This window comes from Luteimonas sp. MC1782, from assembly GCF_014164605.1.
Classification (GTDB): Bacteria; Pseudomonadota; Gammaproteobacteria; order Xanthomonadales; family Xanthomonadaceae; genus Luteimonas.
Map to the genome: position 1 here is coordinate 1105114 of NZ_JACJFT010000001.1, position 21395 is coordinate 1126508.

Below are 21395 nucleotides of genomic sequence, written 5' to 3' on the forward strand. Positions count from 1 at the left end.
TGCGACACGGCATCACTTCGGCGCGGGGCGGCCATGACGGCCGCCCCGCGTTCCATCCAGGCCGCAACCGGCAACGCACAGCGAAGGTCACTACATGAAACGCACTCCGTCACGCAGCGGCCTGTCCGTCGCGATCACCACCCTGCTCGCCTGCCAGGTCGCGTGGGCCCAGCAGCCCGCCTCGCCACGCGGTGACGCCGCCATTCCGGCGCAGGCCACCATCGTGCAGGCCACGCTCGCGCAGGCGGCCGGCACGCAGGACGCCGCCGCGCAGGCGGCCTCCACGCCAGCCCAGCTCGACGCGGTCGAGGTGCGTGGCGAATACATTCCCGAACCGATGCTGCAGACCGCCGAAGTCGCCTCGTTCATCACCCGCGAGGACTTCGAGCGCACCGGTGACGGCGACGCCGCCGCGGCACTGTCGCGGGTTTCGGGCGTGAGCATCGTCGACGACAAGTTCGTCTACGTGCGTGGACTCGGCGAACGCTACTCGTCTGCGCTGCTGAACGGCTCGCCCCTGCCCAGCCCCGAGCCGATGCAGCGCGTGGTGCCGCTGGACCTGTTCCCGGCCGAGGTGCTGCAGGGCATGACCGTGCAGAAGACCTACTCGGCAAGGTACCCCGGCGAGTTCGGCGGCGGCATCATCGACCTGCAGTCGCTGACCATTCCCGACGCGCCGTTCTTCAAACTGAGCGTCGGCGGCGGCGGCAACAGCGTCACCACCGGCGAGAAGGGCCTGACCTATTACGGCTCCGAGGATGACTGGTCGGGCTACGACGACGGCACCCGCAAGATGCCGCGCGCGCTCCAGGACGCGATCGCCACCGGCCAGCGCGTCGACCTGGGCGGCGACTTCAGCCGCGAAGACATCCGCCGCATCGGCCGCAGCTTCCAGAACGCCAACCTGAACCTGCTGCAGGAAAACGACAGCATCAACCCGGACGGCAACGTCGGCGCCAGCGCCGGCTACACGGCCGAGATGGGGGAGGACGCGCGCATCGGCTTCATCGCCGTGGCCGGATTCGAGAACACCTGGCGCACCCGCTTCGGCGACCAGCAGCAGGGCGTGTTCGTCAACGATGTCGTCGAATACGACTCCGACTACGATTTCCTCTCCACCCAGAACAACGCACGCACCAACGTGCTGCTCGGTGCCGGCTACGAGTGGGGCAGCAACAAGCTCGGCCTGACCACCCTGTACGTGCACGACACCATCAAGGAGGCGCGCAGCCGCTCCGGCATGGACAACCTCGCCGGCTTCGAGGCGCGCGACGACTACACCGCGTGGTTCGAGCGCGAGCTGATCAACCACCAGCTCACCGGCAGCCACGCCTTCGGCGAATACGACGACCTGAAGATCGAATGGCGCGCCGCCACCGCGCGCGCCACCCGCGACGTGCCCTACGAAAAGGGCATCCGTTACGAGAACGTCGACGGCTACTGGAGCCACGACGCCTCGCGCGTGCAGAACTACACCCGCTTCAGCGCGGTCGAGGACACCGTGGACAGCGCCGGCCTCGATGTCACCTGGCGCCTGCCGGTCGAGCGCGACCTGACGCTCGGTTTCGGCGGCGCGTACATGGACAACGAGCGCAATGCGTGGGCCCGCGAGTTCAAGTTCCTCGCGCTCGACGGCGCCCTGCCCTTCCACAACCGCTACCAGCGGCCGGACTACCTGTTCTCGGACTACAACCTCAGCCAGGACCTGCTGCGGCTGCGCGAGACCACCGGCGGGTTCGGTGCCTCGGCCTATGACGCCGCGCTCGAGGTCAAGGCGCTGTACCTGCAGGCGGAAGGCGAGATCACCGCCAACCTGCGCGCCACCGTGGGCGTGCGCTACGAGGACGCGACCCAGTCGGTGACCCCGTACGACGTCATCACCGGCATCGCCCAGGCCGCCCCGGCGCCGCTGGAGAACGATTACTTCCTGCCGGCGCTGACCCTGACCTGGAACATCGCCGACAACCGCCAGCTGCGCTTCGGTGCCTCGCGCACCATCGCCCGCCCGCAGTTCCGCGAGATGGCACCGCAGCAGTACAGCGATCCCGACAGCTTCCGCCAGTTCTACGGCAACCCGTACCTGGTGGACAGCGAGCTCACCAACTTCGACGTCCGCCACGAGTGGTTCTTCGGCTCGGGCGAATACTTCACGGTCGGCGCGTTCCACAAGACCATCGACAAGCCGATCGAGACCAACATCAACGTCGGCGGCGGCGGCACCATCTTCCAGAGCTTCCTCAACGCACCGGAAGCCACGGTCTATGGTGCCGAAGTGGAGTTCAAGAAGTACTTCGACGATGTGTTCGCCGCCGATTGGTGGGGCGCAAACCGGCTGTACCTGGCGACCAACTACACCTGGTCGCAGTCCGAGGTGAATGCCGACGAAGGCGACACGGTGCAGCCCTTCGGCTACCCCGCGCCGGTGGACGCGCGGCTGTTCGTGCGCGACGGCAGCGACATGCAGGGCCAGTCCGAGCACATCGCCAACCTGCAGTTCGGCGTGGAGGACGAGTCCACCGGCCTGCAGGCGACGCTGATCGCGAACCATGTCAGCGAGCGCGTCTCCGCACGCGGCCGCCCCGGCCAGCCCGATTACATGCAGGAGCCGGGCACCACGCTCGACTTCGTGCTGCGCAAGGGCTTCAACCTCGGGGACACCGCGATGACCCTGGGTTTTGCCGCGCGCAACATCCTCGACACCGAGTTCGACGAGTACCAGGAGCGCGGCGGGCAGAAGGTGCACGTGCTGCGCTACGACCCGGGCGTGACGTATTCGCTGAGCCTGTCCGCGGAATTCTGAGCACGCCACCGTCCGACAGGGGGCGGGGCCGCGAGGTCCCGCCCTTTTGCGTTCCCTGGAGTCTTGCGACGGTTTCATGTCAATTGACACCGGATTGTCACCAAACGTTCGCATGATCTGACCACCGCGCGGATCCGCCGCGCCGCCGAGTCCGTCATTGGCCACGTCGTTCGCCCTCCAAGCCCCGCACGCACTGCCCGCCCGCGCCCGCGATGCGGGGCTCCTGCGCCGCGTGGCCACGGCCGCCGTCATCGCGTTGCTGGCCGTGCAGGCCGCCCGCCTGGCCTGGCTGCTGCTGGTGCCACCGGCACCCGTTGGCGCGGCGCCGACGTTGCCGCGCGCCTCGATCGCCGCAGCGCGCCCCGAACGCCTTGCCATCGACGCGTTCCACCCGGCGCAGGCCACCGCACATGTCACGGCCGACAGCTCCGGGCTCCGTCTCCACGCCGCGCGTCCAGCGGCTGGTGCCGGTGCGGGCGCGGCGATCATCGCCGGCAAGGACGGGCGGCAGCAGGCCTTCGTGGTCGGTGACGAAGTCGCGCCCGGCGTCGTGCTCGTCGCGGTCGCACATGGCCATGTGACGTTGGCGGCGTCCGGCACCCGAAGCGAATTGCGCTTCGCCGCGCCGGCAGGCGGCACGCCTTCGGCCGCGTCACGCCAGGCGCCGGCGGCCTTGCCGGCAGCGCGCGCACCCGCCCCCACCGGCGGCGCGGCCAACGTCGATCCCGCGCAACTGCTCGCGCAGGCGGGACTTCGCCCCGTCCAGGCCAACGACGGCCAGCCCGCCGGCTACAGCGTGATCCCGCGCGGCGACGGTGCGGTGCTGCGCCAGGCCGGCCTCCAGGCCGGCGACGTGCTGTTGTCGGTCAACGGCCAGGCGCTCACCCCCGAGCGGTACGCCGCGCTGCCCGCGGAGCTGGCGGGCAGCCGCACGATCACCCTCACCTACGCGCGCGACGGAACGACGCACACCACGACCCTGCAGGCAGACACCCCTTGAAACAGCGACTCCTCGCCACCGCCCTCGTCATCGCGCTCGCGCTGCCGTCGCCGACCGTCGCACTTGCGCAGGCGCCCGCCGCCGGCACCGCCGTGACCGCGCAGGACGCCGACATCCGCGCCTTCATCCAGGACGTGGCACGCGCCACCGGTACCACCTTCATCATCGACCCGCGCGTGCAGGGCAGCGTCAGCGTCACGCGCGACCGCGCCATGGACGAGGCCGAACTGCTCGGCGTGCTGCTGGCGGTGCTCCGCGCCAACGGCCTGCTGGCGGTGCCGGCGGGCAGCGGCGCCTACCGCGTGGTGCCCGACGACATCGCCGCGCAGCAGCCCGGCGGGGGCTCGGGTGGCTCCGCGTTCACCACCCAGGTCCTGCCGCTGGCGATGGTGGATGCGCGCATCGCCGCGGAGACGCTGAAACCACTGGTCGGCCGCGGCGGCGTGGTGGTGCCCACGCCGCAGGGCAACGCGCTGCTGGTCGCCGACTACGCCGACAACGTGCGCCGGATCCGCGGCCTGGTGGCACAGATCGACAGCGACACCGCCAGCATCGACACCATCACCCTGCGCAACAGCTCCGCGCGCGAGGTCGCCGCCACCGTCGGCGGCCTGTTCGCCAGCGGCGGTGAAGCGCGCAACGGCCAGCTGTCGATCCTGCCGGTGGAGGGCAGCAACTCGATCGTGGTGCGCGGCGATCCACGCGTGGTGCAGCGCGTGGTGCAGACCATCCTCGAGCTCGACCGCCGCGCCGAGCGCACCGGCAACGTGCGCGTGGTCAAACTGCAGCACGCCAGCGCCGAACAACTGCTGCCAGTGCTGCAGCAGCTCGTCGGCCAGGCCACCGACGGTGGCGACGGCACCGCCGTCGCGGCGCCCGCGCAGGCGGGTGACACCGCGACGGCCACGGTGATCACCGGCAGCCAGGGCAAGCGCCCGACGATCGTGCGCTACCCGGGCTCGAACTCGCTGATCATCAACGCCGACCCCGAGACCCAACGCCTGCTGGCCGAGGTCATCACCCAGCTCGACACCCGCCGCGAACAGGTGCTGGTGGAGGCGATCGTGGTGGAGATCTCCGACAACGCCGCGCGCAGGCTCGGCGCGCAGCTGCTGATCGCCGGCAAGGAAGGCAGCAACATCCCGTTCCTCGCCACCCAGTTCCCCGGCGCGAACCCGGGCATCATGCCGATCGCCGGTGGCGTGGCCGCGCAGCGCGCGCGCAACGCCAACAATGGCGGCGACGACGAGGACTCCGTGCTCGACCTCGCGCGCAACGTCGCGGTGCAGTCGCTGCTCGGCCTCAACGGCGCCCTCGGCGGCATCGCCGGCGGCAACGACAACGCCACCTTCGGCCTGATCATCGACGCGGTGAAGAGCGACACGGCGTCCAACCTGCTGTCGACCCCGTCCATCCTCACCCTCGACAACGAGGAGGCGCGGATCCTGGTTGGCCAGGAAGTGCCCACCACCACCGGCGAGGTGCTGGGCGACAGCAACAGCAACCCGTTCCGCACCATCCAGCGCCAGGACGTCGGCATCCAGCTGGAAGTGCGCCCGCAGATCAACGCCGGCGGCGGCATCACCCTCACCCTGCGCCAGGAGGTCTCCTCGATCGCCGGGCCGGTGAGCGAGGACTTCTCGGAGCTGGTGCTCAACAAGCGCGAGCTGGAGACGCGGGTGCTGGTGGACGACGGCGCGATCGTCGCGCTCGGCGGCCTGCTCGACCAGAGCGACCGCAACACCGTCGACAAGGTGCCGCTGCTGGGCGACATACCGATCATCGGCAACCTGTTCCGGCACAAGTCGCGCGCCAGCGACAAGACCAACCTGATGATCTTCATCCGCCCGACCATCGTGCGCAGCGCGCGCGAGGCGCAGGCGATGACCGCGCCACGCTACGACTACATGGTGCGCAGCCAGGGGCCGGTGGCCGGCGAGCGCGAGGCGGCGCTGGAAGCGCTGGTGCGCGACTACCTGCGCACCACGCCGCCGACCATGCCGGCGCCCGCCGCCACGCCTGGCGCGATGCCCCTGCCTCCGGCACCGACCACGGACGCCGCGCCACTGCCCGCCGGGACCGACACCGCGCGATGAGCGAGCCCCTGCCCGCCTTCACCTATGCCTTCGCCAAGCGCCACGGCGTGCTGCTGCTCGGCATCGGCGAGGCGACTGCGCGCGTGGGCCTGTGCGACGACGCCGATCCCGCTGCACTGCTCGAAGCACGCCGCAGTCTCGGGCGCGCGCTCGAGGTCGAGCTGCTGCCACGCTCCGCCTTCGACCGCCGGCTGTCGGAGCTGTACGCCGACGCCGCGCTGGCCGCGGGCGCCGGGGATCTCGACCTGCCCGGCAACCTCGACGCGCTGGCCGACGACATCCCCGCGAGCGCCGACCTGCTGGAAGCGCAGGACGACGCCCCGGTGATCCGCCTGATCAACGGCCTGATCGCCGAAGCCGCGCGCAGCGGCGCGTCCGACGTGCACGTCGAACCGTTCGAGTCCGCGCTGGTGGTGCGCATGCGCGTCGACGGCGTGATGCGCGAGGCGCTGCGCCTGCCGGCGCGCATCGCGCCGCTGCTGGTGTCGCGGGTCAAGGTGATGGCGCGCCTGGACATCGCCGAAAAGCGCGTGCCGCAGGACGGCCGCATCGGCCTGACCATGGGCAGCAAGGCGCTGGACGTGCGCGTGTCCACACTGCCCGCGCGCGGCGGCGAACGCGTGGTGATGCGCATCCTCGACAAGGACCAGGGCGGCCTGCCGCTCGCCGAGCTGGGCATGCAGCCGGACGTGCTGGACGCGCTGCAGCGCGCGCTGCGCGTGCCCAACGGCATCATCCTGGTCACCGGCCCCACCGGCGCCGGCAAGACCACCACGCTGTACGCGGCGCTGGCCACGCTCAATGACGGGCGGCGCAACATCCTCACCGTCGAGGATCCGATCGAGTACGCCATCGACGGCGTCGGCCAGACCCAGGTCAACGCCCGCGTCGGCATGACGTTCGCCGCTGGCCTGCGCGCGATCCTGCGCCAGGACCCGGACGTGGTGATGGTCGGCGAAGTGCGCGACCCGGAGACCGCGCAGATCGCGGTGCAGGCCAGCCTCACCGGGCATCTGGTGCTGTCCACGGTGCACACCAACGACGCGCCTGGTGCCGTCACCCGCCTGCGCGACATGGGCATCGAGCCGTTCCTGCTCGCCTCCACCCTGCGCCTGGTGCTGGCCCAGCGGCTGCTGCGCCGGCTGTGCCGGCGCTGCCGCGAACCCGTGGTGGCCGATGCCGCGACCGCGCGCCTGCTCGCCGCCGACGGCCAGCCTGACGCGACCGGCGCGGTGGTATACCGCGCGGTCGGCTGCGCGCAGTGCAGCCACGCCGGCTATACCGGACGCATCGGCATCCACGAAGCACTCACCGTCGACGAGCGCATGCGCCAGCTGATCGGCGCCGAGGCCGACGAGGACGCGCTGGCCGCGGCCGCGTTCGCCAGCACCGGCCGCCTTGGAGACGCCGCGCGCGCCGCGGTGCTGCGCGGCGAGACCACGCTCGAGGAAGCCATGCGCGTCACCCGCCAGGAGTCCGACCATGCCGGCGTTTGACTACGCCGCCTACGACGTCGAGGGCCGCAGCCGCGAAGGCGTGGTGCAGGCCGGCAGCGTGGCCGATGCGCGGCGCGTCTTGGAACGGCGGCGTCTGCTCCCGGTGCGCGTGGAGCCGGCCACCACCACGGCGGCGACGACCGCGCCGGGCCGTGGCCGCTTCAGCGCCAAGGACCTGACCCTGCTGACCCGCCAGCTCGCGACCCTGGTCGCGGTGGCACCGCTCGAAGAGGCGCTGCGCACCATCGGCAGCCAGGCCGAGCGCCCCGCCGTGCGCCGGGTGGTGATGGCCACCCACGCCCATGTGCTGGAAGGCTTCCGCCTGTCCGACGCGATGGCGCGCCAAGGCAAGGCGTTCCCGCCGCTGTACCGCGCGATGGTCGCCGCCGGCGAAGGCACCGGCGCCCTGCCGGCGATCCTCGAGCGCCTGGCCGACCTGCAGGAACACGAGCAGCAGGTGCGCGGCAAGCTGGTCTCGGCGCTGGTCTACCCCGCGGCGCTGGCGCTGACCGCGGTGCTGGTGGTGATCGCGCTGATGGCGTTCGTGGTGCCGCGGGTGGTCGAACAATTCGAATCGATGGGCCGCGAGCTGCCGCTGCTGACCCGGATCGTGATCGGCGTGTCCGACGCCATGGCCACATGGGGCCTGCCGGTGCTCGCGCTGTTGGCGGTGCTGGGCGTGGCGACTGCGCGCCTGCTGCGCCGGCCCGGCCCGCGGCGCACGTTCGATGCCGCGCTGCTGAAGTCGCCCGGGCTGGGCCGCCTGTTGCGCGACCTGCACGCCGCACGCATGGCGCGCACCCTCGCCACCATGGCCGACAGCGGCCTGCCGCTGATCGAAGGCCTGGCGATCACCGCGCGCACCGTGGGCAACAGCGTGCTGCGCGAGGCCACGGGCGCCATGGTCGACGTCATCCGCGAGGGCGGCAGCCTGTCCAGCGCGATGAAACGCGCCGGCGTGTTCCCGCCGACGCTGCTGTACATGGCCACCAGTGGCGAGGACAGCGGCCGCCTGGCACCGATGCTCGACCGCGCCGCGGACTACCTGGAACGCGAGTTCAACACCTTCACCAGCGTGGCGATGAGCCTGCTCGAACCGCTGATCATCATCGTGCTGGGCGCGGTGGTGGCGGTGATCGTGCTCGCGATCATGCTGCCCATCCTGCAATTCAACGCCCTCGTGGCCGGCTGACCGGAGACCCCGACATGCATCGCCCCCGCAGCACCTTCCCCCGTGTCCATCGTGCGCGGCCCGCGCGTGCGGCCGGCTTCACCCTGGTCGAACTGATGGTCGCGATCGTCATCATCGGCCTGCTGTCCACGGTGGTGATGATCAACGTCATGCCCAGCCAGGATCGCGCGATGGCGGAGAAGGCACGCGCCGACATCTCCGTGCTCGAGCAGGCGATGGAGACCTACCGCCTCGACAACCTCGCCTATCCGTCCACGGCGCAGGGCCTCGACGCGCTGCTCAAGGCGCCGGCGGGGCTCGCGCGCCCGGAGCGCTACCGCAAGGGCGGCTACATCCGCCGCCTGCCCGCCGACCCCTGGGGCAACGCCTACCAGTACCGCCAGCCCGGCCGCGACGGCAGCTTCGACGTGTTCTCGTTCGGCGCCGACGGCGTCGAGGGCGGCGAGGGCGACGGTGCCGACATCGGCAACTGGGGCTGAGTGGACGTCCTCGTGCGCATGCAGGGCTTCACCCTGGTCGAGCTGATGGTCGCCCTGGCCGTCATCGGCCTCGCCGGCGCCGCCGTGGCGCTGACGCTGCCGCCGGGTGACGACGTGCTGGTCGAAGAGGCCGACGCGTTCGGCGCTCGCCTCGCTCACGCGCGCGACGAAGCGATCCTCGGCATGCGCACCATCGAGGTGAGCGCCACCGCGCGCGGATACGAATTCCGGCGCCGGCGCTTCGACGGCTGGCAGCCGCTCGACGGCAAGGCGTTCGCGACGGTCGCCTGGCAGCCGGGCACGCAGGCCGTCCTGCCGCAGGGGCACGCGCGCACGAGCGTGCGCTTCGATCCCACCGGTGCCAGCGAACCGGTGACGCTGGTGCTGCAACGCGAGGGCCGCAGCGCGCGGATCATGGTCGATGGCGGCGGCGGGATCGACGTCGATGCCGGCGCACGCTGAGCACGGCGCGCGCTCACCCCGCGCCTCCGGCTTCTCGCTGATCGAGATGCTGGTCGCGCTGGCGGTGTTCGCCCTCGCCGTGCTCGGCCTGCTGAACCTCGCGGGCGAGAGCACGCGCACCGCGGTGGCGATCGAGGAACGCGTGCTGGCGGCGGTCGTGGCGGACAACGTCGCGGTCGAGGCAGCGACGATCGACGCGCGCCTGCTCGGCGATGACGCGCACGGGACCGAGACCGCCGGCGGCCGCGACTGGCGCTGGACGCGCACGGTGGCGCCCACCGCCGATGCATCGTTGCTGCGCATCGACGTCACGGTCATGGCGCCGGGCGAAGCACGCGTGGCCGCCGAGCTCGCGCTGTTCCGGGGCGTGCCGGAATGACCGGGTCGCGCGCCGCTGTCCGCGCCCGCCGCGACGCGCGGCAGCGCGGTTTCACCCTGCTCGAAGTGATGGTGTCGCTGGCGATCTTCGGCCTGATCGCCGCCGCCGGCGTCGCGGTGATGGCCTATGCCGCCGACAGCCAGCAGGCGCTGCGCGAACGCATGGCGCGACTGGGCGAGTTCCAGCGCGCGCGCGCCCTGCTGCGCACCGACCTGTCGCAGGCGGCGACGCGGCTGGCGCGGCGCAGCGACGGCTCGCCCGCGCGCGACGCCTTCATCGGCGGCCGTCCGGATGAATCCGGGCCGCTGTTCGCCTTCGTGCGCCGCGGCCACGAGAACCCGGACGGCGCGCCGCGCGCGTCGCTGCAGCACGTCGAGTACCGGATCGTCGCCGGGCGCCTGGAGCGCAGCGCGCGGCCCGCGCTGGACGGCACGGCCGCGGCGCGGGCACGCGTGCTGCTGGACGGCATCACCCGGGCGCGCGTGGCCTATTTCGACGGCGAGGCCTGGAACGACGGCTGGCATGGCGGCGCCGCCAGCCTGCCGCGCGCGGTGGAGCTGGAGCTGGCGCTGGACGATATCGGCGAGGTCCGCCAGCGCTTCCTGCTGCCGGGGACCACGCCGTGAGCGCCGCGCGCGAACGCGGCGCCGCGCTGCTCACCGTGCTGCTGCTGGTGGCGGTGATGACGGTGCTGCTGGTGGCGGTGATGGACGACATCCGATTCGGCCTGCGCCGTACCGGCAACGCGCAGGCGCTGGCACAGGCGCAGTGGTTCGCGCTCGGCACCGAGGAGCTGGCTCGCGGCCGCATCCTGCAGCTGGGCCGGCCCGATGGCCGCACGACGCTTGAAGGCGGCTGGAACGGCCGGCCGTTCGTGTTCCCGATCGACGACGGCGCGATGCGCGTGCGCGTCGACGACGCCACCGCCTGCTTCAACCTCAACAGCGTGGTCGAAGGCGCCGTCGGCCAATGGACGGTGCGCGAAGCCGGCGTGCGCCAGTACCTCGCCCTGCTGACTGCACTCGGATTCAACGCGGCGCAGGCGGGCGCCATGGTCGACGCGCTGGTCGACTGGATCGACAGTGACAGCCTGCCGCGCGCGGCCGGTGCCGAGGATGCCGCCTACGCCGCACGCGTGCCCGCGTACCGCACCGCAGGCACCCTGCTGACCGAGGTCAGCGAACTGCGCGCGGTCGTCGGCCACGACCACGACGCGTACCTGCGCCTGCGCCCGCACGTCTGCGCCCTGCCCGACGCCGCGCTGGCGCCGGTCAACATCAATACGCTCGAGGACGGCGACGCCGTGATCCTCGCCATGCTCACCGGCAACGCGCTCGATATCGCGGCGGCGAAGCGGCTGATCGCCTCGCGCCCGCCCGACGGCTGGCGCGACATCGCCGCGTGGTGGGCGCAGCCCGCGCTGGCCGCGGCGGTCGCCCTTGACCCGGAACTCCAGCAGGTGCGGCTGCGCACGCGCTATTTCACGCTGCACTCGGAGGTCGAATACGGCGGCGCCGAAGTCGTGCTGAGCGCCCTCTTGCAACACGATCCCGGTGGCCCGGTACGGCTGCTGGCACGACGATGGACCCACGACGAATGAGTACGCGCATCCTGTGGCTGCCCGCGGACCCGCTGGCGCACGCCACCTGTTTCCATCTCGACGACGCCGGCCGCGTACTGGCGCGTGCAACGCTTGCGCCCGACGCGCCGCCCGACCCGCCGGCATTCTCCGCTGCGCCGCGCACGGTACTGGTGGTGCCCGGCGCGGACGTGCGTGTCGACTGGCTGGAGCTGCCCGCGCGCAGCGCCGCGCAGGCCCTGGGCGCCGCACGCGCCCTGCTCGCCACGCGTCTTGCGCACCCCGCCGACCTGCACGTGGCACTGGCGCCGGATGACGGACAGGCCACGCGCATGGTGGCGGCCGTGGACCCGCGCCACCTGCTCGACTGGCTGGCCCGTGCCATGGCATTCGGCATGCGCGCGGACGCCGTGGTTCCCGAGCAGCTGCTGTTGCCCGCTGCACCGGGCGGCGCCTGCGACAGCGACGACCATGGCGCCTGCGTGTTCGACGCCGGCGACCGCTGGCTGGTGCGCGGCGCCGCCCTCGCCTTCAGCGCCGAGCCGGCGCTCGCCGCACGCGTGCTCGCCGGCCGCGCGCACCAGGTGCTGCCGGCGGATGACATCGCCACCCTCGCCGCGCGGGCGCTGCAGCCGGACATCGACCTGCTGCAGGGCGCGTTCGCACCGCCCGCGACCCGGGCGCGGCCGGCCAACCGCAGGCGGATGGCCTGGCTGGTGGCCGCGCTGCTCGCCTCACCGCTGCTGCTGGTGGCGGCGCAGGCGTTGCGGCTGGAGCTGGCCGCGCGCGACCTGCAGCAGCGCGCGGCGGCAACGGTGCAGCGGGTGCTGCCGCGCAACGGCGACGGCAGCGCCGCTGCGCGGACCGATCCGGCAACGCTGCGCGCGCACCTTGACGCAGCGCGTGCGCCGCTGGCATTTTCCGCCGCGACGGGCGCCCTGTTCGCGGCGGTCGCGTCGCGCCCCGGCACGTATCTCACGGCGCTCGACTACCAGCGCGGAGACCGGCTGCGCGCATCCCTGTTCCATGCCACGCCCGACGACCTGGACGCCATCCGCGGCGCGCTCGCCGTCGATGGCTGGCAGCTGGTGGAGGGCACCGGCAGCGACGCCCCCGGCGGGCTGCTGACCGGCATCACGCTGGAGCCCGGGGCATGATCACGACCGCGAGACTGGCCACTTGGTGGCACGGACTGGCGGCGCGCGAGCGCGCCATGGTGGCGACCATGCTGGCGCTGCTAGCCGCGTTCGCCTGGTGGTACGGGCTGCTCGGACCGCTGCGCACGCTGCGCGATGGTGCCGAGGCCCGTTACGACCAGGCCGCCGCAGCCCTGCAGGCGGTCGAGGCGGAGGTCGGCGCGCTGTCCCACGGCGATGCCACCACGCCACCCCCGCACCCGCAGGGCCTGGAAGCCTTGCAGCAGCGCGTGCTGGACAGCGCGCGCATCGCCGGCCTGGCGCCGAGCCGGCAGCGCACCGCCGCCGATGGCACGTTCAGCCTCGAATTCGACCGCGTCGCCTCGCCCGCGCTGTTCGCGTGGCTGGGCACGCTGGCCAGCACCGACCGCATCGCCCCCGCGACCCTCCACGTGGAACGCGCCGACGGCCAGCTGCGTGCCGAGGTCGGTTTCACCGGAGTCGCGCCATGAGCATGCGGCGTGGCCTGGCCTGGGCAGGCGTGGCGTTCCTGTTGGCTCTTCTGTTGCTGGTGCCCCTGCAGTTGCTGCTGCCGCGGATCGGCCTGCCGCCCGGCCTTGGCGCGGTGGAAGCCGGAGGAAGCCTCTGGAACGGGCGGCTGCGCGCGGCGCACTGGCGCGGCCAGGCCGTGGGCGACCTCCGGATCGGGCTGGCGCCGCTGCCGCTGCTGGCAGGACGACAGCAGTTGCACCTGCGCAACGACAGCGCGCGCGTGGTGCTGTCGCGCGGACGCCTGGCGGGGCTGGGCGACGGCGACGGGGTGGTACCGCTGCCCCCGTTCGCGGGAGTCGGCCTGCGTGCGCTGCTCGAAGACGCGCGCCTGCTGTTCGATGCCGGCGGCTGCCGCGAAGCCGGTGGCCGCGTGCGCGTGGAGTTGACGCTGCCGCTGGACACGCTGCCGCCGATGATCCTGGCCGGCATACCAGCCTGCGAGGGCGATGGCGGACGCCTGGTCCTCGTCCCGGAGGACGCCAGCGCTCCGCTGGGGCTGGAGGCCACGCTGGACATCGAAGCCGACGGCCGCTACCGGCTGCAGGCCCTGGCCCGCGGCGACAATCCGGCATTCCGCGCCGCGCTGCAGGCCGCCGGCTTCCAGGCTGCGGCCGGAGGCATGAGCCGGGTGTCCGAGGGACACCTGAACTGAGGCGAGGCGCGGGCTGCAGTGTTGCGGGCAGGGGGTGCAGCCCTTGCGTAAACTGGCCGGTACCCCCGAACCCAGGTTCCCTGCCATGCCGCGTTCCCTGCTTGCCGTCGCCCTCCTGTCCGCCGCCGTCATCGCCCCGCCGGCGCGCGCGGAGGTTCCACTGGGCACGGTGGCCGGTTCCGACGTGGCGTTCGAGGGCATGTTCCAGGTCGACGGCAACTGGTTCGACAACGACCTGGCCGACCTGGACGGGCGCGCCGATGGGCGTGACCGCGCCACCGGCATCCGTCGCTTCGAACTGGTGCTCAAGGGCAGCGGCCCGGGCGGCTTCGGCTGGGTGGTCGGTTACGACGTCGAGAACGAGAGCTACCTCGACAACAACATCAGCTGGCGCTTCGGCGGTGACGGCGCCCCCAGCCACACCCTGCTGCTGGGCCAGGCCAAGCAGCCCAGCGGCCTGGAGGAGCTGTCCTCCAGCCGCAACAACGACTTCATCGCCAAGGCGGCAGCCACCAACACCTTCGCCCCCGGGCGCCGACTGGGTGCCTCCTGGGCCTATGACGCCTCCGATTACGGCACAACCGTGGCCTGGTTCGGCCGCGAACTGACCAGCGACGGCGCCCATGGCTCGGGCTACGCTGCGCGCGGCTGGTGGGCGCCGCTGCGCACGGACGGACAGGTCCTGCACCTGGGGATGAGCCACGTCGACCGCGACACCCCTGGCGACAGCCTGCGCCTGCGCGCGCGGCCCAATGCCGATCTGTCCGCGGTCCGCCTGGTCGACAGCGGCACCCTGCCCGACGCCGACCGCGTGGCCACGACGGGCCTCGAGGCAATGTGGATCACCGGCCCCGTCAAGCTGCAGGGCGAGTACTTCCTGGCGCGCGCCGATCGCATCGACACCGGCGGCTACGACGCCGGCGGCGGCTACGCGAGCGCGATGTGGAATCCCGGCGGCACGTCCTGGGGCTACCGCGGCGGCCTGCCGCGGACCACGGTCGGCGAGGGCGGCCTTTGGCAGCTCGGCCTGCGCTACGACCAGCTCGACCTCGACGACGGCGGCGTGCAGGGCGGACGCATGGACGCCTGGACCGTGGGCGTGAACTGGTACTGGCGCTCGAATGCCAAGTTGATGCTGAACTACGTGGACGTGGCCAGCCGCCGCACCGATGCCGCCAGCGGGCTGCGCATCCACGACGATCCGTCGATCGTCGAAGCGCGCGTCCAGCTGCACTGGTAAGCGCTGTCACGGCGCCGTCAAGCGGCTGCAACAGGCGCGACACCGCAGGCGTCCAGGCTGCTCCTGAAACGGGAGCAGCGCATGCACTACGCGATCGTCAGCGAAACCTACCCGCCGGAGATCAACGGCGTGGCACTCACCGTGCAGGACCTCGAGCGCGGCCTGCGCGCCCGCGGCCACACGGTGGACGTGGTGCGGCCACGCAACCCCGGCGACCGCGCGCCGGCCGCGCATGAACTGCTGACGCGCGGCGCCGCACTGCCGCGCTATCCCGGCCTGCGCTTCGGCCTGCCGGCTGCGGGGCGGCTGCGCCGGCATTGGCACCGGCAGCGTCCGGACGCGGTGTACATCGCCACCGAGGGGCCGCTCGGCTGGTCCGCGCTGCGCGCCGCGCGCGCGCTGGGCATCCCCGCGGCCACCGGCTTCCACACCCGCTTCGACCGCTACCTCGCCGACTATGGCGCGCCGTTCCTGGCAGGCCCCGCGATGCGCTGGATGCGGCACTTCCACAACGGTGCCGATGCCACCCTGGTGCCCACGCAGGAACTGCGGGACGCGCTGGCCGGCGCGGGATTCGCCCGCCCGACCCTGCTGTCGCGCGCGGTCGACACGGACCGCTTCGACGCCTCGCGGCGCTGCAACGCGCTGCGCGCCGAATGGGGGATCGACGCTGACGGGCTGGCCGTGGTGCACGTGGGCCGCATCGCCAGCGAGAAGAACCTCGGACTGGCGGTCCGCGCCTTCCGTGCCCTGCAGCGCGAGCGGCAAGGCGCGCGCATGGTGTGGATCGGCGACGGCCCGCAGCGCGCCGCGCTTGCCGCGGAACACCCGGACTTCGTGTTCCGCGGCATGCGCCGCGGCGACGACCTGGCCCGACACGTCGCCAGCGGCGACCTGTTCCTGTTCCCGAGCCTGTCGGAAACCTTCGGCAACGTGACGCTCGAGGCGATGGCCAGCGGCGTGGCCACGGTGGCGTTCAACTACGGCGCCGCGCGCGAGCACCTGCGCCACGGCCTGCACGGTGCCGCGCCCACTCCAGGTGACGAGGATGGGTTCATCGGCGCGGCGTGCCGGATCGCGCTTGAAGACGACGCGCGCCGCGAGATGGGCCGGCGCGCACGCGCCGCCGTCGCACCACTGCGCCCGGCTAGCGTGGCCGCGGAATTCGACGCCATCCTGCAGCGCATCGGCAGGCACCGGGAGACCCCACATGCCGCGACCACCCGCGCCAACGCCCTCGCCTGACGCCGCGCGCGGCGGCGATCTTGCCTGGTGCCTGCGCACCAACGGCTGGTGCGCCACGACGCACGTGCTGCGCGTCTTCGCCACCGTAAGCCGGCTCGGCGACGGCGTGGCCTGGTACGTGCTGATGGCGGCGCTGGTGGTGCTGGATGGCATCCAGGGGCTGGCGGCATCGGCACACCTGGCGGCCACCGGCGTGGTCGCGCTGCTGCTGTACAAGGCGCTCAAGCGCTGGACGCGGCGGCCGCGGCCGTTCGCCACCGACGTGCGCGTCCGCGCCTGGATCGCCCCGCTCGACGAGTTCAGCTTTCCCTCCGGGCATACCCTGCATGCGGTGGCCTTCACCATCGTCGCGCTGGCCTACTACCCGCAGCTGGCGTGGCTGCTGCTGCCGTTTACCGCGCTGGTTGCGCTGTCGCGCGTGGTGCTGGGCCTGCACTACCCCAGTGACGTGCTCGCGGCCACCGCGATCGGCGCGGCGCTGGCCGCGGGGTCCCTTGCCCTGGGCCGCGTGTTGCCGGCCATCGGCTGAGCGCGACGCGCTCATGCACCACGCCCGGACAGCGCATACCAGTCCACCTTGCGGGTCAGCACCATGATCGCGGCCAGGATCGCGAACAGCAGGCCGGCGCCCAGCACCAGCGCGTTGTCCTCCGACACCAGCAGGCCGTAGAGCGCGGCATAGAGCAGTGCCAGCATGGCGGCGAAGCCGACGCCACGCAGCACGCCGCGCAGCACCGCGGACAGGTAGAAGCCGATCAGCCCGATGCAGGCCGACGCTGCGACCAGATAGGCCCATCCGAAGGCGATGTGTTCACCGAGGCTGACCAGCAGCAGGAAGAACAGCGCGATCGCCAGCCCCACCAGCGCGTACTGCACTGGATGGATCGGCATCTGTCGCAGCAGTTCGAACATGAAGAAGCCGACGAAGGTCAGCACCACGAACAGCACGCCGTACTTGGTGGCGCGCTCGGCCTGCAGGTAGGCGTTTACCGGGTCGATCAGCGCCACGCTGACCGCGCTGGTCTGCGCCCCGTCCGCGCCGCCTGCGTTCCGGGCGACATCGGGGGCGTGGCGGTATTCGCGCTGCGCGCCGGTGGCGAGCGCCGCCACCTGCCAGCGCGCGCGGAAGCCGTCGGCGCCAATGTCGTGCTGAGGCGAGAGGCCCTCGAACTTCGGATGCCGCCACGACGACTGCAGGCGCAGGTCGTTGCTGCGCGCCACCGGCAGCATGGCGAACGACTCGGTGCCGCGCAGCTCGAGCGCGAGCGCGGTCGCGAACGCCAGGCGCTGCCCCGCGCGCGGTGCCGCCAGGCGCGCATGCAGTCCCGGCCCGTCGGCATGGCCCAGGCCCTGCACCAGCGGCAGCGCCTTGCCGTCGAGCGTGAACACCGGCAGCTCGCGCAGTCCGCGCACGTCGGCGATGCCGTGCGCCAGCCACGGCCGGCCGATGCGCCGCACGCGGCCGACTTCGTCGGGGATGCGCGCGTCGAAACGCGCCCGCAGCGAGCCGGACCACTGGTACACCCGCACCTGGTGCAGGCCGCGGCGGCGCGTGTCCGGCGCCAGCGCGCCATCGACCAGCAGGGTCTCCGGGAAGAACGTCCACTGCCGCTCGCGCGTGCGCGTCACCTTGTGCAGGATGCCGGCCGCATCGCGCACGTCCTCTTCGACCTCCTCCACGTACGGCACCACCAGCACCGGTCCCGCCAGCACCTGCGCCCCGCCGAAGCCCGCCACCACGCTGGCCACCGCTTCCGCGCGTCGCGCCTGGCGCTCGTCGATCACGCCGCGGACCATGGCCAGCGCCGCCAGGATCGCCAGCGTCATCGCCGCGACCATCACCACCTTGAACCAGAGACGCATGTCGCCCTCACCCATGGAGAAGAGAGCGGACAGGCTGGACGCGGCGGATGGCGGCACGACGGCGCCCCGATGAAGCGAGGGTGAAGCCCGCGGCCCGGCGATGCGACGCCGCGCCACGCGCTGCACGAGGCACAGGCGTTACCTGGCCGGCTGCAGCGGCAACACCAGGCTGGCGACGGCACCGCCGCCTTCGCGGTTGCGAAGGGCCGCGCGCCCGCCATGCAGTGCCGCGACCTCGGCGACGAAGGTCAGGCCGAGGCCACTGCTGCGGCCGCGGTCGCCCGGTCGCGGCAGCGAGTAGAAGCGCTCGAAGACGCGCCCCGCGGCGTAGTCCGGGATACCCGGGCCTTCATCTGCAACTTCCACCTCCACGTCGCCGTCCACCTGTCGCAATGTCACCAGCACACGGCCGCCGGCGGGGGAGAAGCCGATCGCGTTGTCGACGAGGTTGGCCAGCGCATGGCGCAGCAGGAACGCGTCGCCGGCCACCACCGCGGGCAGCGGCGAAGCGTTGACCTGCAGCGCCAGGCCGGCCGCGGCGAGGCGCGGCGCGGTGTCCTCGCAGACCTCGGCGACCAGGGCTGCGACGTCCACCGCAACCGGCGCGTCGAGCTGCTGCCTGTGCTCCACCGCGGCCAGCGCCAGCAGCATGTCGATCATCGTCGCCATGCGCGTGCTTTGCGCGCCGATGTGGCCGGCGAAGCGCACGCGGTCGGGATCGGGCAGCGGCGATTCCAGCAGCTCCGCCGCGCCGCGGATCGCGGCCAGCGGCGCCTTCAGTTCGTGGGTGAGCGTGTGCACGTAGCGCTCGACGTACTGGCGGTCTTCCAGCCGCAGGCGCATCGACTCGATCGCGCGGCCCAGGTCGGCGAACTCGCCGGCGGAGTCCGGCAGCACCGCGCGTTCGCCGGCGGCGGCGGCATCGGCATAGCGGCGCAGGCCACCGAGCTGGCGCGCCAGCCACCACGCGGCCAGCAGGCCGACCAGCAGCGACGTGCCCAGCAGCACCCAGCCCCAGCGCATCACCACCGCCTGGCTCTGCGCGATGAACGGCGCCATCGCCTGGTTGGGCTTGGACACGGTGAGCACGCCGGCGATGCGCGCGCCGTCCAGGATCGGCGCCGCCACATGCATCACCGAGCTGGCGTCGTCGGCCGGGTCGCTGCGCGTGGAGCGCGCGCCGTACTCGCCGCGCAGGGTGCGATGCACGTCGTTCCACTGCGAATAGTCGCGGCCCAGGTCGCGCCCGTCGGAGTCGAACACCACGATGCCCTGCGCATCGGTGACCGTGACGCGGTAGCTCACCGCGTGCTTGTCGAAGCCCCAGATGCGCGCGCCCGGGTCGCGCGCGGCCAGTGCGCGCACGCGCGTGGCGAAGCGGCCGACGTCCATGCGCCCGGCCAGCAGGTCGTCGGTGGCCAGCTCCGCCAGCACGTTGGCGGTGTCGGCCAGGGTGTCCTCCATCGCCTGGCGCACGCCGGGCTTCACCTGCTGCACGAACACGCGTCCGAGCAGCAGCGCCGCCAGCGCGACGATCACGAAGTAGCCGAGCAGGATCCGCAGGCCGATGCGCACCGTGCTTCAGCCGACGTCGAGCGAGTAGCCGACGCCGCGATGGGTGCGCAGCGGGTCGGCCGCGGCATCCGCCGCGCGCAGCTTGCCGCGCAGCGTCTTGACGTGGGTATCGATGGTGCGTTCGCCGCTGTCGCCGGCGTCGTGCCAGGCGCGGTCGAGCAGTTGCGCGCGGCTGAGGATGGCGCCGGGCCGCCGCAGCAGCTCCGCGAGCAGCGCGTACTCGTAGCGGGTGAGCTCGAGCTGGGTGCCGGCGAACGCGATCCGCCGCGCGTCCGGATCGTGCTCGAAACGGCCGTTGCGCCGCACGCCGCCGCCGTCGGTGTCCGCGACCGGATGGCGGCGCAGCCGCGCGCGCACCCGCGCCACCAGCTCGCGCGGCGAGAACGGCTTGGCGATGTAGTCGTCGGCGCCAAGCTCCAGGCCCAGCACGCGGTCGAACTCGTCGCTGCGCGCGGTGAGGAACACCACCGGCAGCGCGCTGAACGCCCGCAGCCGCCGGCACACCTCGAATCCGCCGACGTCCGGCAATCCGACATCCAGCAGCACCAGGTCGATGCCGCCGGCGCGCACGCGCTCGGCCACGCCGCCGCCCAGCAGGTGGTGCTCCACGGCAAAGCCCTCCGCGCGCAGCGGATAGAGGATGGTCTCCGCGATCGCCAGGTCGTCCTCGACCAGCAGCACGGTGGAGCGGGTGGCGGCATCGGCGGTCATGGCGGAAGAGCATACCCGCGGCCGGGGGCCCGCCCGCGTATCCTTGGCGCGATGAACTACCGCCACGCCTTCCATGCCGGCAACCACGCGGACGTGCTCAAGCACGTCGTCCTGCTGGCGCTGTGCGATGCCCTGACCGCCAAGCCCGCGCCCCTGTTCGCGCTCGACACCCACGCCGGCCGTGGCCGCTACCGGCTGCGCGCCGACGCGGCGCTGCGCACCGGCGAGGCCGAGGAAGGCATCGAGCGCCTGCTGGCCGAGGACCCGCGCGTGCCCGCGATCACGCGCTACCTGGCCGCGGTGCGCGCCTGCCGCAAGTCGCACGGCAACGATACCTACCCGGGCTCTCCGTGGCTGCTGGCGCATGCGCTGCGCGAGCAGGACCGCATCGCCTGTTGCGAGATCCAGCCAGCCGAGTACGCGGTGCTGGCGGAAGGCTTCGAACACGACCGCCGCGTACGCGTGCTGCCCACCGACGGCTATGCCGCGATGCGCTCGCTGCTGCCGCCGCGCGACGGCGACGCGCGCATCGGCCGCGGGCTGGTGCTGATCGACCCGCCCTACGAAACCCAGCTCGCCGAATTCGACGACGCGCTGGCTGCGATCCGCGAAGGCCTGCGGCGGTTCCCGCAGGGGGTCTTCGCGCTGTGGTACCCGATCAAGCTGCGCCGCACCCTGGGGCCGTTCCAGCGCCGCGCCGCGGACCTCCCGGCCAAGTCGGTGCTGGTGACCGAACTGCTGGTGCGCCCCGATGACTCGCCGTTGCGCATGAACGGCAGCGGCCTGGTGGTGGTCAATGCACCGTGGAAGTTCGACGCCGCGCTGACGCCGGCGCTGGCCGCGCTGGCCGGCGCGATCGGCGGCAAGGGTGCATCGTCGCGCGTGCAGTGGCTGCGCGGTCCGGAGTGAGGGCGGGCCGGCCGCGCCGGCGATGTAAA

Annotated in this window: 20 protein-coding genes; 17 read left to right on the forward strand and 3 right to left on the reverse strand. The window is 72.6% G+C overall.

What is annotated here, in order from left to right; all coding sequences use genetic code 11:
* Window positions 1–94: 94 nt before the first annotated feature.
* The 16 genes from H5368_RS05220 to H5368_RS05295 all read left to right on the forward strand — a co-directional run bounded on the left by H5368_RS05220 (window position 95) and on the right by H5368_RS05295 (window position 16837).
* Window positions 95–2800, forward strand: a complete 2706-nt coding sequence (locus H5368_RS05220) for a TonB-dependent receptor (protein WP_182822025.1) — start codon at window positions 95–97, stop codon at window positions 2798–2800.
* 232 nt (window positions 2801–3032) lie between these two features.
* Window positions 3033–3800 carry a type II secretion system protein N gene (locus H5368_RS05225; RefSeq protein ID WP_182822027.1) on the forward strand — a complete coding sequence of 256 codons (768 nt, stop codon included), beginning with the start codon at window positions 3033–3035 and terminating at the stop codon, window positions 3798–3800.
* Window positions 3797–5896 (forward strand): type II secretion system secretin GspD, encoded by a 2100-nt coding sequence (gene gspD, locus H5368_RS05230; RefSeq protein ID WP_182822029.1) that lies wholly within the window; start codon window positions 3797–3799, stop codon window positions 5894–5896. The genes H5368_RS05225 and gspD overlap by 4 nt, the downstream gene beginning before the upstream one ends.
* Window positions 5893–7392, forward strand: a complete 1500-nt coding sequence (gspE, locus tag H5368_RS05235) for a type II secretion system ATPase GspE (protein WP_182822031.1) — start codon at window positions 5893–5895, stop codon at window positions 7390–7392. Before gspD ends, gspE begins: the two co-directional genes overlap by 4 nt.
* Window positions 7379–8584 (forward strand): type II secretion system inner membrane protein GspF, encoded by a 1206-nt coding sequence (gene gspF, locus H5368_RS05240; protein WP_182822033.1) that lies wholly within the window; start codon window positions 7379–7381, stop codon window positions 8582–8584. Before gspE ends, gspF begins: the two co-directional genes overlap by 14 nt.
* 14 nt (window positions 8585–8598) lie before the next feature.
* A complete protein-coding gene (gene gspG, locus H5368_RS05245) occupies window positions 8599–9063 on the forward strand; it encodes a type II secretion system major pseudopilin GspG (protein ID WP_182822035.1) in 465 nt (154 codons plus the stop codon).
* The gene (locus tag H5368_RS05250; RefSeq protein ID WP_182822037.1) at window positions 9064–9525 is read left to right on the forward strand and encodes a GspH/FimT family pseudopilin; all 462 of its coding nucleotides are present in this window, start codon (window positions 9064–9066) and stop codon (window positions 9523–9525) included.
* Complete coding sequence (gene gspI / locus H5368_RS05255) at window positions 9509–9904, forward strand: type II secretion system minor pseudopilin GspI (RefSeq protein ID WP_182822039.1); 396 nt, start codon at window positions 9509–9511, stop codon at window positions 9902–9904. Before H5368_RS05250 ends, gspI begins: the two co-directional genes overlap by 17 nt.
* Window positions 9901–10530: a type II secretion system minor pseudopilin GspJ gene (gspJ, locus tag H5368_RS05260; protein WP_182822041.1), complete on the forward strand. Its 630-nt coding sequence runs from the start codon at window positions 9901–9903 to the stop codon at window positions 10528–10530. The genes gspI and gspJ overlap by 4 nt, the downstream gene beginning before the upstream one ends.
* Complete coding sequence (gspK, locus tag H5368_RS05265; protein ID WP_343203881.1) at window positions 10527–11504, forward strand: type II secretion system minor pseudopilin GspK; 978 nt, start codon at window positions 10527–10529, stop codon at window positions 11502–11504. The genes gspJ and gspK overlap by 4 nt, the downstream gene beginning before the upstream one ends.
* Window positions 11501–12640 carry a type II secretion system protein GspL gene (gene gspL / locus H5368_RS05270; protein ID WP_182822043.1) on the forward strand — a complete coding sequence of 380 codons (1140 nt, stop codon included), beginning with the start codon at window positions 11501–11503 and terminating at the stop codon, window positions 12638–12640. Before gspK ends, gspL begins: the two co-directional genes overlap by 4 nt.
* The gene (gspM, locus tag H5368_RS05275; RefSeq protein WP_182822045.1) at window positions 12637–13131 is read left to right on the forward strand and encodes a type II secretion system protein GspM; all 495 of its coding nucleotides are present in this window, start codon (window positions 12637–12639) and stop codon (window positions 13129–13131) included. The genes gspL and gspM overlap by 4 nt, the downstream gene beginning before the upstream one ends.
* Window positions 13128–13823 carry a type II secretion system protein N gene (gspN, locus tag H5368_RS05280; protein WP_182822048.1) on the forward strand — a complete coding sequence of 232 codons (696 nt, stop codon included), beginning with the start codon at window positions 13128–13130 and terminating at the stop codon, window positions 13821–13823. The genes gspM and gspN overlap by 4 nt, the downstream gene beginning before the upstream one ends.
* An 85-nt stretch (window positions 13824–13908) precedes the next feature.
* Complete coding sequence (locus tag H5368_RS05285; protein WP_182822050.1) at window positions 13909–15063, forward strand: porin; 1155 nt, start codon at window positions 13909–13911, stop codon at window positions 15061–15063.
* A gap of 81 nt (window positions 15064–15144) precedes the next feature.
* A complete protein-coding gene (locus tag H5368_RS05290) occupies window positions 15145–16308 on the forward strand; it encodes a glycosyltransferase family 1 protein (protein WP_182822052.1) in 1164 nt (387 codons plus the stop codon).
* Window positions 16274–16837 carry a phosphatase PAP2 family protein gene (locus tag H5368_RS05295; RefSeq protein ID WP_182822054.1) on the forward strand — a complete coding sequence of 188 codons (564 nt, stop codon included), beginning with the start codon at window positions 16274–16276 and terminating at the stop codon, window positions 16835–16837. Before H5368_RS05290 ends, H5368_RS05295 begins: the two co-directional genes overlap by 35 nt.
* Window positions 16838–16848: 11 nt before the next feature.
* Here the strand turns inward: H5368_RS05295 and creD are convergent, their stop codons facing one another.
* The 3 genes from creD to creB all read right to left on the reverse strand — a co-directional run bounded on the left by creD (window position 16849) and on the right by creB (window position 20457).
* A complete protein-coding gene (gene creD, locus H5368_RS05300) occupies window positions 16849–18171 on the reverse strand; it encodes a cell envelope integrity protein CreD (protein ID WP_182822056.1) in 1323 nt (440 codons plus the stop codon).
* A gap of 138 nt (window positions 18172–18309) precedes the next feature.
* The gene (creC, locus tag H5368_RS05305; protein ID WP_182822058.1) at window positions 18310–19746 is read right to left on the reverse strand and encodes a two-component system sensor histidine kinase CreC; all 1437 of its coding nucleotides are present in this window, start codon (window positions 19744–19746) and stop codon (window positions 18310–18312) included.
* A gap of 6 nt (window positions 19747–19752) precedes the next feature.
* Window positions 19753–20457 carry a two-component system response regulator CreB gene (gene creB / locus H5368_RS05310; protein ID WP_182822060.1) on the reverse strand — a complete coding sequence of 235 codons (705 nt, stop codon included), beginning with the start codon at window positions 20455–20457 and terminating at the stop codon, window positions 19753–19755.
* Between the two features lie 51 nt (window positions 20458–20508).
* Here creB and rlmJ point away from each other — a divergent pair, with 51 nt between their 5' ends.
* Entirely contained in the window at window positions 20509–21366 is an 858-nt protein-coding gene (gene rlmJ / locus H5368_RS05315) for a 23S rRNA (adenine(2030)-N(6))-methyltransferase RlmJ (protein ID WP_182822062.1), read from the forward strand.
* Window positions 21367–21395: the final 29 nt, after the last annotated feature.

Coding starts and splice junctions, on each gene's coding strand:
- gspJ (WP_182822041.1), top strand. CDS start 9,901: ATGACCGGGTCGCGCGCCGCTGTCCGCGCCCGCCGCGACGCGCGGCAG.
- H5368_RS05290 (WP_182822052.1), top strand. CDS start 15,145: ATGCACTACGCGATCGTCAGCGAAACCTACCCGCCGGAGATCAACGGC.
- H5368_RS05220 (WP_182822025.1), top strand. CDS start 95: ATGAAACGCACTCCGTCACGCAGCGGCCTGTCCGTCGCGATCACCACC.
- gspM (WP_182822045.1), top strand. CDS start 12,637: ATGATCACGACCGCGAGACTGGCCACTTGGTGGCACGGACTGGCGGCG.
- gspG (WP_182822035.1), top strand. CDS start 8,599: ATGCATCGCCCCCGCAGCACCTTCCCCCGTGTCCATCGTGCGCGGCCC.
- H5368_RS05285 (WP_182822050.1), top strand. CDS start 13,909: ATGCCGCGTTCCCTGCTTGCCGTCGCCCTCCTGTCCGCCGCCGTCATC.
- creD (WP_182822056.1), bottom strand. CDS start 18,171: ATGCGTCTCTGGTTCAAGGTGGTGATGGTCGCGGCGATGACGCTGGCG.
- creB (WP_182822060.1), bottom strand. CDS start 20,457: ATGACCGCCGATGCCGCCACCCGCTCCACCGTGCTGCTGGTCGAGGAC.
- gspN (WP_182822048.1), top strand. CDS start 13,128: ATGAGCATGCGGCGTGGCCTGGCCTGGGCAGGCGTGGCGTTCCTGTTG.
- gspI (WP_182822039.1), top strand. CDS start 9,509: ATGCCGGCGCACGCTGAGCACGGCGCGCGCTCACCCCGCGCCTCCGGC.
- gspF (WP_182822033.1), top strand. CDS start 7,379: ATGCCGGCGTTTGACTACGCCGCCTACGACGTCGAGGGCCGCAGCCGC.
- gspE (WP_182822031.1), top strand. CDS start 5,893: ATGAGCGAGCCCCTGCCCGCCTTCACCTATGCCTTCGCCAAGCGCCAC.
- H5368_RS05295 (WP_182822054.1), top strand. CDS start 16,274: ATGCCGCGACCACCCGCGCCAACGCCCTCGCCTGACGCCGCGCGCGGC.
- gspL (WP_182822043.1), top strand. CDS start 11,501: ATGAGTACGCGCATCCTGTGGCTGCCCGCGGACCCGCTGGCGCACGCC.
- rlmJ (WP_182822062.1), top strand. CDS start 20,509: ATGAACTACCGCCACGCCTTCCATGCCGGCAACCACGCGGACGTGCTC.